We start from the raw sequence: 13888 nt of genomic DNA on the forward strand, positions 1-13888 counted from the left end.
TTACAAGTTTCTGCATAAAATCTTCACACTTACACGTTATCATATTTGAAATATAGGTGGTTAGAGGATGAAAAAACTTTCGCTAAAGCTTGGAATTATTTTTTTTATTACATTGTTTTGCATTGAAACATTTATGATGTTTTTTTTACATGTTTCTTTGACGAATTCGCGTCTGGAAGAAGAATTAACAAATTTACAGACAACTGGCAATTCACATCGAACAATATTAGAGCAAAATTTCGATGAGGAGACGTTAGCACATATTTTATTAATGGAATCAAAAGAAAATACAGATGTTGTTATAACGGATCATGCTGGAACAATTTTAGCTGCTTCATCAGTACACCCTGAAATACAAGTTTATTTAAAGAAGCTCGGGGGTAGTGTGCCCTATAGTGGTCGGGTATTGGAGAAAAACTGGCAGGATGAAAAATATATAGCAACAATTAGTCCTATTGTAAAACAGCAAAAGCCGGTTGGTTATGTCTTTATGTTTCAAAATACAGATTCCATTCATGCGTTAATGGAACGGTTAAACAAACATTTTCTAATTGTTGGCCTCGTGTCAGGATTAGTGACGATTGTCGTTATTATTGTGCTATCACGAAAATTAGCCCAACCTTTGATGGCTATGAAAGAAGCGACGATGAAAATGAATAAAGGAGATTTCACTGTTGCGCTTTCCACTAATGGCAAAGATGAGCTGAGTGATCTTGCACATGCCATTCAACAGCTATCCGATGATTTAAATCATTTAAGAGAGGAACGAAAGGAATTTTTATCAAGTATTGCCCATGAGCTAAGAACACCGATAACTTTTATAAAAGGTTATACAGATATACTTTATAAGCGAGATTTAACGGAGCAAGATCGCCAAAAATATTTAAGTATTATTATTGAAGAAACGAATCGGCTTTCAAGATTAATTCAAGATTTATTTGATTTAGCAAAAATGGATGAAAACGCATTTGTTATTAATAAGGAATGTCTGCAGTTAGATGAATTTGTGACAAGTATTGAGGCAAAGTTAAATCCTGCCTTTCAGGAAAAGGAGATTCACTTTTTTGTTCAATGTGAAAAGGGCTTAACATTAATGGCCGATTCCGCAAGACTGGAGCAAATTATTTTGAATCTGTTAAATAATGCTTTAACTTATTGTTCCTCAGGAGATGCTACTTACTTGATGGTGAAAAGACACCATCATTTAATAAAAATCATTGTCAAAGATACTGGAAAGGGAATTCCGAAAAAGGAGTTACCTTATATTTTTGAACGCTTCTATCGGGTTGAAAAATCTCGTACCCGTGCACATGGTGGTTCAGGACTTGGACTAGCCATTGTGAGGGAGCTTGTCCATGCACATGGAGGAGAAGTAACCGTTATGAGTGAGGAAAACAAAGGGACTACTTTTGAATTATTGTTTAAGGGGTAGGAACGGATGAAAACATTATTATTAATTGATGATGAACCAAGGATGTTAGAGTTACTAACTCTTTATCTAGAGCCATCTTTTCAGTGCATAGCCATGTCAGCGGTGAGTGATGCTTTAAACTACTTAGAAGAAGAACATGTAGATTTAGTGCTGTTAGATATTATGATGCCCAATATGGATGGTTGGCAGGTTTGTCAGGAAATAAGGAAGTTTTGGGATGTACCAGTGATTATGTTAACAGCAAAAGGAGAACAAGCTGATATTGTAAAAGGGTTAACTATCGGAGCAGACGACTATATTTTAAAGCCCTTTGATGAGGAAGAGTTATTAGCCCGTATACATGCTGTTTTAAGAAGAACGAAAACTGAAGAAACAATCATTTTTTTTGAAGGGCTACGATTAAATAAAGATTCCATTGAAGTGTCTTTTGAACAACAGACTATTGCTTTAACGCCGAAAGAGTTTGCCATGTTAGCGCTGTTGCTTGATTATCAAAATAAAGTTTTCTCAAGAGAACATTTAATGAATACGGTTTGGGGATATAACGTAACAATTGATGATCGTACGATTGATTCCCATGTCCGCAATTTAAGGGAAAAATTGCGGAAAAGTGGCTTTCAGGTAGATGATTACTTACAGACAGTATGGGGCATCGGTTATAAATGGCATAAAGCCACTTGCAATTAGTAGAGACAAATAAAAAGAACAACCTCTGATGGAGTAATCCCAGAGGTTGTTCTTTTTATTTTGAAGCTAGTTCGTCTTCAGTAACCCATTTATGATTTTTCATTTCTTCACCAGTCGTTGTTAATGGAAAATCTATCATATAAACAGTCGTCTGTACTGCTTCATCAATACGAACAGTAGCATTTTCCATACCCTCCATATGCGCAGCATCTGTCTTAACTTCTGTGCCCGGTGCTAAAGGTGCCTCACCTGGATTCACTAATTCCTCATGTATTACCCATTTGTGATTTTCTACTTTTTTTCCACCAGTCGTCGGTTCATAGGAAATAATATAGGCAGTTGTATCATATGCCCCCACAATCGTTGCTTGTGCGCCTGCCATCCCTGCCATATGTCCTTCCTTAATAATAGCGGTACTGCCAACTGGATATTTAGGGTTTTCTGCAGTTTTTAAAGTGGGCGGAACTTCACCTGAGCTTGAATGTTTCATCGTGGAGTGATCCATTTCGTCTCCTTTGTCTGTTTGTGCTTGAGAATCTGTTGTGTCATTATTAGCAGTTTCCGACTTCGATGCATCCTCAGTGCATGCTGATAATAGTAGTAAAGCAAATACAGCAACTAAACTTAACAACCAATTTCTTTTTAATATCATGTGAAACTCCTCCTTACTAGTTAATTGTCTTTAATGTAACAAGTAAATGTGCAGAAAATATGGATTTGATTTTGTGCGAAATATTATTTGTCTGAAGTTGAAAAGATGAAAGAATAATTCCTATAAGGAAGAAGCTATAGACTACGATAATTATGTATGATAGAATCGTCATAATTTTAAAATTTCAGATACTAATGGTGTGACGCTTATTTAATGAGCGCCACTTAAAAGGGAAGTCGGTGTAAGTCCGACGCTGTCCCGCAACTGTAACGAGGAGTTCTATAATGATTCACCACTGTTTTCGAATGGGAAGGTAATTATAGATACGATGAATCGAAGCCAGGAGACCTGCCATTTAGTTCATACCTGTAATGCCCACGAGGATGCAAGCAATTACGGACAATGATGGATTCTTTCTGACTTTGTTTAGCCGAGGGTATTTCTATGCATTCTTGCGTAGAATACCCTTTTTTATTGCTTGCTTCGTCATTATTTTGAGTGATTAGGAGCTAGTAAACAGATGAATAAAAAATTTATATTTTTTGCTATTACCCTTGTTCTAGTATTAATTGCTTCCATGACGCTGGCAATTATGATTGGGTCGGTATCGATAACACCATTACATGTATGGAAGGTTATTCTGTCGAAAATTTCGATTTTCCCAAATTCGATTGAGGCTGATTGGAGTCGGTCACAGGAGATTATTATATGGCAAATTCGTGTTCCACGCGTACTGCTTGCAGCGATTGTTGGAGCAGGCTTAGCTATTGCTGGTGCAGCTGTGCAAGCCCTTGTCCGTAATTCGATTGCAGACCCGTATGTTTTAGGTATTTCTTCTGGGGCAACAGTCGGTGCAACGGCAGTCATTATTTTAGGAGCATTTTCATTTTTAGGAATCTATGCACTTTCGGTAGCTGCATTTTTAGGTTCTTTTATTGCCATGGTCATGGTCTTTCTCTTATCACGGGTTGGTGGACGTATTTCTATCTTCCGCTTGTTGCTAGCAGGAATGGCAGTATCGTTTATATTGTCTGCGACTTCTAATTTTATGTTAATGATGTCTAAAGAAGAGGGCGGTATAAAAGCGGTTATGTATTGGATGCTAGGCAGTCTTGCAGGAGCAAAATGGAGTAATATACTCATTCCCGTCATAATTTTTCTAATCGTCTTTGTTTTGCTATGGCTACATTATCGTCATTTAAATCTATTGTTACTTGGGGAAGAGGCGGCAGTCACGTTAGGTGTTAATTTACAACAGTTCCGAATACAGCTAATCCTGCTCGTATCATTATTAACAGGTGTGCTTGTTGCAGTAAGTGGTGCAATTGGTTTCGTTGGTTTAATAATCCCTCATATCGTACGTTTATTAGTAGGATCTAATTATAAATATGTCATCCCAATCAGTGCATTGTTAGGGGCAGTTTTCTTAGTGTGGGCAGATGCGATTGCGCGTGTATTAATTGCTCCAGAAGAAATGCCAATCGGAATTATTACGGCTTTTTGCGGCGGGCCATTTTTTATTTGGCTATTACGCCGTAACAATTATTCTTTTGGTGAAGGAGATTAGGAGCGATGACATTAGAAGCGAAGCGTGTATCATACTCCATTCAAGATCAACGCATATTAGAAGATGTAAGTATTCAAATAAAAGCAAAGCAATTTGTCGGTTTAATCGGTCCTAACGGAAGTGGAAAGTCGACACTATTAAAAAATATGTATCGTTTATTGAGGCCAGAAAGTGGTACTGTATTTTTGCATGAGCAAGATATTTTAAAGCAATCAAGTAAAGTCATTGCCAAAAAGTTAGCCGTTGTTAGTCAAGAAACGCCCGTGTTATTTGATTTTACAGTGAGAGATTTGGTAAGCATGGGTAGAACACCACATAAAAAACTTTTTGAGATGGATGATAAGGAAGACTTCACTATTGTAAAAGAGGCATTAGTGCAAACGGGTATTGCTCATTTAGAAACACGTAGCTTTAGTTCTCTTTCGGGAGGCGAAAAAAAGCGCGTGATGGTAGCGCGTGCACTAGCACAACAGGCACAAGTGCTAATTTTAGATGAGCCTACGAATCATTTAGATATTCAGCATCAATTACAATTAATGGATTTAATTCAAACATTGCATTTAACTGTTGTTGCTGCTTTACATGATTTAAACATGGCAGCTATGTACTGTGACTACATTTACGTTTTACAACAAGGTCGTATTGTACAATATGGGACACCAGAAGAAGTATTAACGCCTAAACTGCTGCAAGATGTTTTTGGCGTTAATGCCGATATCCAAACACATCCACTAACAGGAAAACCTTATTTAATATATTTAAGTGCCAGTCACTCACACAATTCTGAAACAATTTGAGTAGTAGTACTGTCATTAGGGTACATAAATAACGAAGTAAAATCAGAGTGCCAGTCACTCAAACAATTCAGACTTTTTGTATAGTTGGGAGATGTTCGGGGAACGTTATTTTTGAAAGGATGCGTGATGAACATGGAAGAAATAAAGTTTGCACAATTAGATCACACACAACTTGAAAAAATTAATGAGCTCGAAAAGCAAATCGGTGTTACCTTAGTTGCTTATGATGCTGCAACAATGCCTAACCAAGGTTCAGGTACGTTTGAGACCGATAATAGCAACCATCAAAACCATCCATCCTAATGTCTGAAAATGCCTTGCAGCAATGTAAGGTTTTTTCATTTTACAATCAAGTAAAAGGAGCTGTTAGCATTGTTTCATGAATATTATAGCGATTTACATATTCATATTGGTCGAACAATGAATGGACGTGCTGTGAAGATTACAGGGAGCAAAACTTTAACGTTAGCACGAATTTTAGAGATGGCTAGTGCAAAAAAAGGGCTCGATATAATCGGCATTATTGATTGTCATTCACCAGAAGTAATAGCTGAAGTGAAGATGATGATAGCACAAGGGGAGCTCACGGAGTTAGAAGAAGGTGGGCTACGCTTTCAAGATACAACGCTAATTCTTGGCTCAGAAATCGAAATTTATGATAGCAACTGTCAAGGACCTATCCATGTACTTGCTTACTTTCCTACGATTGCCGTAATGGAGCATTTTTCGAATTGGATGCGAGGCTATATGAAAAATATTCATTTAAGTTCACAGCGGATTTATTGTGATGGCCGAGTGCTCCAACAAAAAGTTCATGACATGGGAGGGCTTTTTATCCCAGCACATGTTTTTACACCATTTAAAAGTCTATTTGGCAAAGGTGTTCATCACAGTTTAACAGAAGTATTTGATCCCCATCTTATTGATGCTATTGAGCTAGGATTAAGCTCTGACACGCAGATGGTAAAAAACATACGAGAACTTCAGGCGTATACTTTTGTGACGAATTCGGATGCCCACTCGTTAGGGAAAATCGCTCGTGAATATCAAAAGCTACGATTAAAAGCAGCAAATTTTAACGAGCTAAAAAAGGCGCTTCATGAACAAGAAGGACGAGCAGTAATAGCAAACTATGGCTTAAATCCATTGCTCGGCAAATATTATCAAACGGTATGTGCGAAATGTGGTGTGCAGGTAAACGATGAGGATGTACTTTGTAAATCATGTGGAAGTTCACACATTATAAAAGGTGTGGCAACACGAATTATGGAACTATCTGATACGGATTGTACAGAACGTGAAAGACCGCCGTATATTCATCAAGTACCACTTGATTTTATCCCCGGCTTAGGTCCAAAAATGTTGGAGAGATTAATCCATGCTTTTGGAACAGAAATGACAATTTTACATTGTATAACGACCGAGCAGCTTGCAGAAATTGTGCCGCTTAAAATAGCCCAGATGATTGATTTAGCTAGAACTGGGAAATTGAATATTGCAGTTGGTGGTGGAGGTGTCTACGGTAAAGTAATATTGGAATAAAATTGAAAATTAATTGAAGGTAATAAGTATTTACCCATTTTTATCCTTTATCTAGTAAACTAGTAATAACTAGGTCAGTAAAAGGAGTGGGTATATGCAATTGTCCAAGAAATTTCGTTTTTTAGCTGCAAGTGTACTAGCTTTACAGTTAACAGTAACTGGAGGGGCAAGTGCCGAGAGCAAAGAAGATAACATAGCGCCAAGCTGGGTAGTACAAGCTGATTATGTAGCGCTAGGTGATTCATTGGCACATGGCATGAATGAAATGGGCATTATTGGTCTTGGCTATACGGATTTCGTTGCACAGGCTTTGCAACAAGATGGTTTATTAACTTCATATAATAAGGGCTTCGCTTATTCAGGTTATACAACGAAAAATATTTTGGCAGATTTACAAGCAGACGTAGAGAAACCAGTGACAGGCTTTGGTTACACAAGTAATAGCACAAAACTTAGAGCGTCCATTAAGGAAGCGGAGCTAATAACGTTAACGGCTGGTGCGAATGACTTATTGCCAATTTTAAAAGATACAGCAACAACGGGCATAAATTCTGCGACTATTTTAAAGGCGTCGCAGGAAGCGATAAAAAATATTGCGGCTATATTAGCTGAAATTAAAAAGTTGAATCCACAAGTGCAAATTTACGTTATGGGATACTATAATTCATTCCCTTATTATAACGAAGATTTGCAGACGCAATTTAAAATGCTATTAGCTATTATGAATGCGTCGATAAAAACAACAGCAGAAAAAGCAGGGGCCGTATTTGTGCCAACTTTAGATGTCGTGGCGAAAGATGTGGCAAACTATTTACCAAATCCCGAAAATATACATTTAAGTGAAGCCGGCTACTTAGCGGTAGCGAATGAAGCATTTTTACCGATTATAAAAGTAAGCTCGTTATGGGATGTTTCCTCTGCAATCCGAGTTAGTGTGGAAAGTAGCACAACGGCAAAGGTAACTTGGCTGGCAGCGACAGATAATGAAGGTGTTACGAAGTATAATGTCTACGTGAATAATAAGCTTTATTCTACAGTAAAAGCTGATCAAATGGCGATTACACTAGATAATTTAACGGAAAATACTGCCTATACAGTTGCGATTAAAGCGCTAGATGCGGCTGGGAATGAAAGTGTTCAAAGTCCCGCAGCAACGTTTACAACAAGTAGTGCAGTACAGTTTACAGATATTCAAAATCATTGGGCAACAGCGTTCATCCATGAAGCGGCTGCAAAAGGCATAATGAAAGGCTATGCAGATGGTACATTTAAACCTGAACAAAATATTACACGCGCTCAGGCTGCCACAATGCTTGTTAGAAGCTTAGGATTAACAACAACTGTCAAAGCACCATTTACTGATATTGCAAGCTACGATGCCAATACACAGGCAGAAATTGCGGCGGCTTATGCGCATGGTCTTGTGAAAGGGAATAATGGTCAGTTTCATCCGAGCCAGCCTATTACACGTGCGCAATTAGCACTGATGCTTAAACGCGCATATGAAAAACAACATAATGAAGCTTATGTTGTGAAAAATAAAACACCGTTCATCGATATAGCTAGTTATAATGATGAAACGCAAAAGGCCATCACAATGCTATATGAGCTTGGTATTGTCACAGGAAGTGAAGGGAAATTTTCTCCTGAAGCTGCAACAAAGCGTAGCCATGCAGCTAAAATCTTTGTAAGCTTTAGTGAGCGATTGAAATAAACGTATTTACTAAGGATGACGGTCAATTAAAAAAGCCGTTCAATAAATCGACTGTAAGATTTATTGAACGGCTATTCGTTTTAATTTATTTCAAAAACTATGATAATTTGGCAATAATGCCTTCTTCATCATCTAATACGAGCTCAATACCTGTAGAGAAAGGGTCTCCGTGTAGCACATCTTTTATCCATACACGTAATGCACCAATCATTGCAGCGGTATTAAATATTTCGATTTGACCATTTGTTTCAACTTCTGCACCGAAGCCTGTCTCATCTTCATATGTTAGCTCAACAAGGACGTCTTCTGGACGAATATTTTTATGATACGCCTGTGATAGGCAAATAGCGTTAATAATATCTTGCTCGCTAATTATTTGTGCCATTGTGTCGCTTCCTGTTCTTTGCGTTTTTTATCTTTAAACATGTTGATAATTTTAACAACAAGCATAACGATCACCGCAATGGCAGCAACGTTAATTAATAAGCCTAAAATATTACCTAGCATACCTAAACCACTAAATAGACTACCAAATAGTAGACCTGCTAAACCACCTAGCATTAAGCCTTTCATCAGGCCACCTGAGAAAAAGCCACCTTTTTTCGCAGTTGTAGTATCTGTTTTATTTGTAGACGTCGTATTATTTTTATTTGTTGTAGCATTGTTTTGATCTTTAGAATTATCCTGAGATTTTTGAATATTTGAGCTGTTGTTGTTGTTTGAGAAGCCTTTTTTACCTGACTTATATGATTTTGCTTCAGCAGTCGGTGTGTCCGAAATAAATAATGTGGCACCAACTGATGCAAACATAAGTGTCGCTGCAAAAAGAGCTGCAAGAATTTTTTTCATTGCTTACATTCCTCCAAAATAATTTTGTTTTTTGTCATAAACTAGTTCTTAATAGTAATTTTACATGATATATAGTGAAAAATAAAATATTCACTATATTTAATTTAGGAAATTTGCAATATATGAACAAGTGGTGTCAGCATCTTGCTGAATGGGGAATAGAAAGGGAGGAAAGGAGTAAATGCAATGCTTCCAGCAATGACATTATTGATTTCAGTATTTTTAATGCTATATATAACGGAGAAAAGGCGTTTCATTAACGCTGTCGTTCTAGGATTAATAGGTTTAACTGTTTTTATAGGTATAGCCACACGCTATGATTTATTTATTAATGAACAGGGTATTGTGTCCAAGATGGGTATTATGACGTTGTTCGGTATTATCCCAGGTATAATGTTGATATTATCTATAGCTATGTTTTTCAATAGTAAAATTTTACTCGAAAAAGAAGGACGCAGCATTCGAAATTTAGTATTAGCTGTTTTTGGATTAGTGTTCTTGCTCATGATGATTGGGTATGTTTTCATATTTTTTACGAATATTGAAAATAGCTTTTGGCATATTCTTTTCTTTTATGCGTTTTTGATTTTTGCCTATACAGTCTTTTTGTATACAAGTGTAATGCTTTATTCTGTTATTTACCATTTCACGCCGATAACGTATGAGCCTCATTATATCATTGTCCTTGGTGCAGGTTTGATGGGTGACAAAGTTCCCCCTCTTTTAGCTAGCCGTTTAGATGAGGCTGTAAAGCAATATCGAAAATATGGGGAACGTCCTTTTATTATCGTGTCAGGTGGGCAAGGTCAGGATGAACAAATTTCAGAAGCGCTTGCGATGGAAACATATATGATTGAACGACACGAAATACCACATCGCCAAATATTAAGAGAAGATCAATCCACAAACACAGAACAGAATATGAGGTTCTCAAAGGCAATTATGGATGCACATGCGCAAGGAAGGGAATACCGAGCACTTTTTGTAACAAATAACTTCCATGTATTTCGTGCAAGTATTTACGCTAGAAAGGCAAAGCTTGATGCGCAGGGGGTTGGCTCCAAAACAGCGTATTATTATCTACCTAATGCATTTACCCGAGAATTTATCGGATTATTAGAAATGTCTAAATGGCTACATGTAACGTTCTTTTTTGTTCTTACTTTATTTATTGGACTTATGTTAAGAGCATATGTGTAACCATTCTTCAACTGCCTTCCATATAATAATAGCGAGGCAGTTTTTTTACATAGTGCAAGGGGGGAAAACAAATGTATCGGCCATTTTTAGCAAAACGAAATAAGGAGCGCATGGAATCTTTACAACAGCTACCACAAATACAGAACACATGGTTTGCACAAAACGTATCATTACTTATATTGGATGAAGTACAACTGACAACCTTGCAAAAAATGCTATATCAAGTTATTCAGGGCTTGTTAAGGAAAAATAAACAACGACACTTACAAGTTGTACATCCAGAACAAACACAAACCGTGCAAGAAAATGTATTAACGCTATTAGCGGAGTATGATGATTTATTACGTGAGGCAATACCACAACCAGTTTATATTTTAATTTGGCAAATTACTTCTTTGGAGAAGTTAGCTTATACAACTGAAGTTGTTGATGATGTTCTCGATATACTCGAATGGTATTTTGTTCATCAGGACGAAGCAGTTGATGCTTTTGAAGAAGAAGATTTAGATCATGAAGAAATCATTGATTTGTACAAAGCAGCGATTGAAGAACAAGATGCGGATACCCAATTTGAGCTTGGTGAATATTATAGTACAAATGATGGTGCGGATTTCCAACCCGAAAAGTCAGTAAAATGGTTTGAAATCGCAGTAAACCAAGGTAATGCCAATGCACAATATGCGCTTGCGAACTATTATTTTGAGGGTATCGCTGTAGAGGAAAATTATGATCGTGCCTTCTCGTTGTATGAAGCTGCCGCAAACCAAGGGCATGCAGATGCAGCGAATAACCTAGCCGATATGTATTTTAATGGGGAAAGTGTAGAGGAAAACATGTTGCTTGCAAAGCAGTGGTTCGAGTTCGCCGCGAAGCAGGGCGTGGCAGAGGCGATGTTTACATTGGGCATTATGTATGAGCAAGGATTAGGGGTTGCCATTGATGAGGAGCAAGCTTTTCTTTATTATAAAAAAGCCGCTGAGGCTGGTTATGTTGAAGCAGAGTATAGGCTCGGAGGAATTTATTTAGAAGGTCATTTAGGACAAATGCGTGATGTAAATCGAGGCTTATATTGGTTTGAACGAGCTGCTGCTCAATACCATGTGGATGCCTTCTATGATTTGGGCTTTATTTGGAGCAAGGGTTTAACAGGGATTCGTAATATTGAAAAAGGTATTCACTGGTTCAAGCAAGCGGCGCTTCAAGGAGATCCGGAAGCAAAGTTGCAGCTTGGTCATCTCTACAATAAAGGCGAAGGAATAGCGCGCAATATTAAAGAGGCTAAAAAGTGGTACGGACTTGCAGCAGAAGCGGGTATAGAAGAAGCCACACTTTTACTTGAGGAAATAGACAAAAATTAAAACACCGTAACGGTTCATGAACGAGCCGTTGCGGTTTTTTTCGTTATATCGTTATTAGCTTGGTTGACTAGGAAAAGGTGTTTGCTTATCTTACCATAATAAAATGATAAAAAAGAGACGTAAACTTGGTGGAAACGCATTAGGTATATATCACTGTTTATATGTTTTGTTTGTAATGGTTATTTTGCATTATTTTTCAGGATATATTTAGGTTTAATGACCTTTGTGAAATTACTTGTTGAATAATACTGCAATAGATGCTACTTAATTATGCATGGACTAATAATAATAGAACTAGTAAATGTTCTTTAAATAGCGTAGATATGGCTAACGAAAAATGTTGTTGTATATTTTTTATTACATAATAATACTGAATTCCTGTTTTGTTTATTAATAAATATTATAGTGTTAAATGGTAAAAAATAGGTTAATATAAATTGACAATTAATATTAAAATGTATAATGTAAATGAGTACTTTGAAATTAGAAAAATAATGCATTATTGATTATTATAATGTTATTTTGTTATATTATTTTCTTGTGAAATTTTTATTGGTCGTGGTATTTTTTCATATTTTTATCAGTATATTTGGGTAAACGGAAATGGTATGTTGCTCAGCTTTTCAAAAGAACTTGTAAATGAAAGAGGGAAAAGTGTGATTTTTCAAAAACAGAAAAAGACAATGGCGTTAGATTTACAACAATATTCGGTGACAATGGATGTTCCCAACTCCCGAACGTTGGTGAAGCAGATTGAAATGCTAAATTTGACAAAACAAGATTTACAATATTTAAAAGCCTTTAAACCTTTTGTTGAGGACAACATAAATCACATCGTTGACCGATTTTATAACATGATAGGAACTGAGCAAAGTTTAGTAGATATTATTAATAAACATAGTTCCGTAGATAAATTGAAGATTACATTGCGTCGACATATTATTGAAATGTTTAATGGCACAATTGATGAGGATTTTTATAAAAGACGAGTAAGCATCGCAAAAGTACATGTACATATTGGACTGAGAACGCAATGGTATATTTGTGCTTTCCAAGATTTAGCTTTGTCATTTATTGATTTAGTAGAAGAACATGTAGAGAATCCAATGGATCAATTCAATACAATACGTGCTATTTCTAAAATATCAAATTTTGAGCAACAACTTGTACTTGAAGCGTTTGAAAGTACAGTTGAGCAGCTGAAAGAAAATGTTGAGCGTGAAAAAGAAGCAGTTGAGAAAAAAATCGTAGAGTCCTCAGAGGGACTAGCTGCCATTTCTCAAGAAACGAATGCCTCATTCCATCAATTAAATAGTCAATCACAGGCCATTAAACAATTGGCGAAGCAGTCATTACAGGTCAGCACTTTAGCTGAAAGTCAAGCAGTAGATGGTCGTGAACGTTTACAACATCAATCTAAAAATATGTGTAATATTATTCAATCAGTCGATGATATTTCTTACAATATTAAGCAGTTGACGGATATGTCCAAGGAAATGGAATCTATTATGAATGTTGTCACGAACATTGCCAATCAAACGAATTTACTTGCTTTAAATGCAGCTATTGAAGCAGCACGTGCTGGAGAAGCGGGGAAAGGTTTTAGTGTTGTAGCAGACGAAGTGCGTAAATTATCTAGTCAAACGAAAGAGTCTGTTACATCTGTCGCAAAATTATTAGAAAAAACAACGGAGCGCACAGATAAGTTAGCTCACTCGCTCCATCATATTCAGTCAGAAGTGGCGTCTGGTGAGGAAAACATGGCTCAAACTGAGGGGCAATTTAACAAAATACTAGATGCTATGACAAAAGCTAAGTGCCAAAATGATCGTATGGAAAAAGAAATTATAGCAGTATCTCAAGTCCTTCATGAGCTTGGGCTAGCATTCAATGAAGTAACCAATTCTGCAGATAAATTAGCTAACGTTGCGCAAAACTTAAACTAATTTATGTTGTGTATTGATATGGGAAAATGTCATTAAAATTAAAGTCCAATAAATTTTATTTTAAAATATCCGCTGTGCTTTCCTTTGGTCGGATAAGAGCTGTCATCTACATGCTCTTGCCACAATTGACGAAAAGCACAGCGG

General features: G+C 36.7%; 13 protein-coding genes and 1 riboswitch. Of the genes, 10 read left to right on the forward strand and 3 right to left on the reverse strand.

Going from position 1 to position 13888, the window contains the following annotated elements:
- Window positions 1-67: 67 nt before the first annotated feature.
- Window positions 68-1432 (forward strand): ATP-binding protein, encoded by a 1365-nt coding sequence (locus ACIQXI_RS21075; protein WP_402928360.1) that lies wholly within the window; start codon window positions 68-70, stop codon window positions 1430-1432.
- A 6-nt stretch (window positions 1433-1438) separates the two neighbouring features.
- A complete protein-coding gene (locus ACIQXI_RS21080) occupies window positions 1439-2119 on the forward strand; it encodes a response regulator transcription factor (RefSeq protein WP_402928363.1) in 681 nt (226 codons plus the stop codon).
- A gap of 55 nt (window positions 2120-2174) precedes the next feature.
- Here the strand turns inward: ACIQXI_RS21080 and ACIQXI_RS21085 are convergent, their stop codons facing one another.
- Complete coding sequence (locus ACIQXI_RS21085; RefSeq protein ID WP_402928365.1) at window positions 2175-2771, reverse strand: YdhK family protein; 597 nt, start codon at window positions 2769-2771, stop codon at window positions 2175-2177.
- A gap of 178 nt (window positions 2772-2949) precedes the next feature.
- Window positions 2950-3141, forward strand: a riboswitch (cobalamin riboswitch).
- Between the two features lie 150 nt (window positions 3142-3291).
- Here ACIQXI_RS21085 and ACIQXI_RS21090 point away from each other — a divergent pair.
- From ACIQXI_RS21090 to ACIQXI_RS21110, 5 genes are all read left to right on the forward strand, one after another.
- Window positions 3292-4338: a FecCD family ABC transporter permease gene (locus ACIQXI_RS21090; protein ID WP_402928367.1), complete on the forward strand. Its 1047-nt coding sequence runs from the start codon at window positions 3292-3294 to the stop codon at window positions 4336-4338.
- A 5-nt stretch (window positions 4339-4343) separates the two neighbouring features.
- Window positions 4344-5135 carry a heme ABC transporter ATP-binding protein gene (locus ACIQXI_RS21095; RefSeq protein ID WP_402928368.1) on the forward strand — a complete coding sequence of 264 codons (792 nt, stop codon included), beginning with the start codon at window positions 4344-4346 and terminating at the stop codon, window positions 5133-5135.
- Window positions 5136-5267: 132 nt separating this feature from the next.
- Window positions 5268-5438 (forward strand): hypothetical protein, encoded by a 171-nt coding sequence (locus ACIQXI_RS21100; RefSeq protein WP_402928369.1) that lies wholly within the window; start codon window positions 5268-5270, stop codon window positions 5436-5438.
- A gap of 117 nt (window positions 5439-5555) precedes the next feature.
- The gene (locus tag ACIQXI_RS21105; protein ID WP_402928419.1) at window positions 5556-6677 is read left to right on the forward strand and encodes an endonuclease Q family protein; all 1122 of its coding nucleotides are present in this window, start codon (window positions 5556-5558) and stop codon (window positions 6675-6677) included.
- Between the two features lie 94 nt (window positions 6678-6771).
- Entirely contained in the window at window positions 6772-8391 is a 1620-nt protein-coding gene (locus ACIQXI_RS21110) for an S-layer homology domain-containing protein (protein ID WP_402928370.1), read from the forward strand.
- Between the two features lie 97 nt (window positions 8392-8488).
- Here the strand turns inward: ACIQXI_RS21110 and ACIQXI_RS21115 are convergent, their stop codons facing one another.
- Window positions 8489-8776: a DUF2653 family protein gene (locus tag ACIQXI_RS21115; RefSeq protein ID WP_402928371.1), complete on the reverse strand. Its 288-nt coding sequence runs from the start codon at window positions 8774-8776 to the stop codon at window positions 8489-8491.
- Window positions 8764-9240 (reverse strand): hypothetical protein, encoded by a 477-nt coding sequence (locus ACIQXI_RS21120; protein WP_402928372.1) that lies wholly within the window; start codon window positions 9238-9240, stop codon window positions 8764-8766. The genes ACIQXI_RS21115 and ACIQXI_RS21120 overlap by 13 nt, the downstream gene beginning before the upstream one ends.
- A gap of 186 nt (window positions 9241-9426) precedes the next feature.
- Here ACIQXI_RS21120 and ACIQXI_RS21125 point away from each other — a divergent pair, with 186 nt between their 5' ends.
- The 3 genes from ACIQXI_RS21125 to ACIQXI_RS21135 all read left to right on the forward strand — a co-directional run bounded on the left by ACIQXI_RS21125 (window position 9427) and on the right by ACIQXI_RS21135 (window position 13744).
- On the forward strand, window positions 9427-10440 hold the full coding sequence (locus tag ACIQXI_RS21125) for a YdcF family protein (RefSeq protein WP_402928373.1): 1014 nt from the start codon (window positions 9427-9429) through the stop codon (window positions 10438-10440).
- Between the two features lie 71 nt (window positions 10441-10511).
- A complete protein-coding gene (locus tag ACIQXI_RS21130) occupies window positions 10512-11798 on the forward strand; it encodes a tetratricopeptide repeat protein (protein WP_402928375.1) in 1287 nt (428 codons plus the stop codon).
- 656 nt (window positions 11799-12454) lie between these two features.
- The gene (locus ACIQXI_RS21135; protein ID WP_402928377.1) at window positions 12455-13744 is read left to right on the forward strand and encodes a protoglobin domain-containing protein; all 1290 of its coding nucleotides are present in this window, start codon (window positions 12455-12457) and stop codon (window positions 13742-13744) included.
- Window positions 13745-13888: the final 144 nt, after the last annotated feature.

The organism is Lysinibacillus sp. NPDC097195 (assembly GCF_044762075.1).
Classification (GTDB): domain Bacteria; phylum Bacillota; class Bacilli; order Bacillales_A; family Planococcaceae; genus Lysinibacillus.

What these genes read in the sequence shown, in the direction of transcription:
- ACIQXI_RS21095 (WP_402928368.1), top strand. Translation starts at nt 4,344, where the DNA reads ATGACATTAGAAGCGAAGCGTGTATCATACTCCATTCAAGATCAACGC.
- ACIQXI_RS21125 (WP_402928373.1), top strand. Translation starts at nt 9,427, where the DNA reads ATGCTTCCAGCAATGACATTATTGATTTCAGTATTTTTAATGCTATAT.
- ACIQXI_RS21100 (WP_402928369.1), top strand. Translation starts at nt 5,268, where the DNA reads ATGGAAGAAATAAAGTTTGCACAATTAGATCACACACAACTTGAAAAA.
- ACIQXI_RS21130 (WP_402928375.1), top strand. Translation starts at nt 10,512, where the DNA reads ATGTATCGGCCATTTTTAGCAAAACGAAATAAGGAGCGCATGGAATCT.
- ACIQXI_RS21075 (WP_402928360.1), top strand. Translation starts at nt 68, where the DNA reads ATGAAAAAACTTTCGCTAAAGCTTGGAATTATTTTTTTTATTACATTG.
- ACIQXI_RS21080 (WP_402928363.1), top strand. Translation starts at nt 1,439, where the DNA reads ATGAAAACATTATTATTAATTGATGATGAACCAAGGATGTTAGAGTTA.
- ACIQXI_RS21090 (WP_402928367.1), top strand. Translation starts at nt 3,292, where the DNA reads ATGAATAAAAAATTTATATTTTTTGCTATTACCCTTGTTCTAGTATTA.
- ACIQXI_RS21115 (WP_402928371.1), bottom strand. Translation starts at nt 8,776, where the DNA reads ATGGCACAAATAATTAGCGAGCAAGATATTATTAACGCTATTTGCCTA.
- ACIQXI_RS21085 (WP_402928365.1), bottom strand. Translation starts at nt 2,771, where the DNA reads ATGATATTAAAAAGAAATTGGTTGTTAAGTTTAGTTGCTGTATTTGCT.
- ACIQXI_RS21105 (WP_402928419.1), top strand. Translation starts at nt 5,556, where the DNA reads ATGAATGGACGTGCTGTGAAGATTACAGGGAGCAAAACTTTAACGTTA.
- ACIQXI_RS21120 (WP_402928372.1), bottom strand. Translation starts at nt 9,240, where the DNA reads ATGAAAAAAATTCTTGCAGCTCTTTTTGCAGCGACACTTATGTTTGCA.
- ACIQXI_RS21110 (WP_402928370.1), top strand. Translation starts at nt 6,772, where the DNA reads ATGCAATTGTCCAAGAAATTTCGTTTTTTAGCTGCAAGTGTACTAGCT.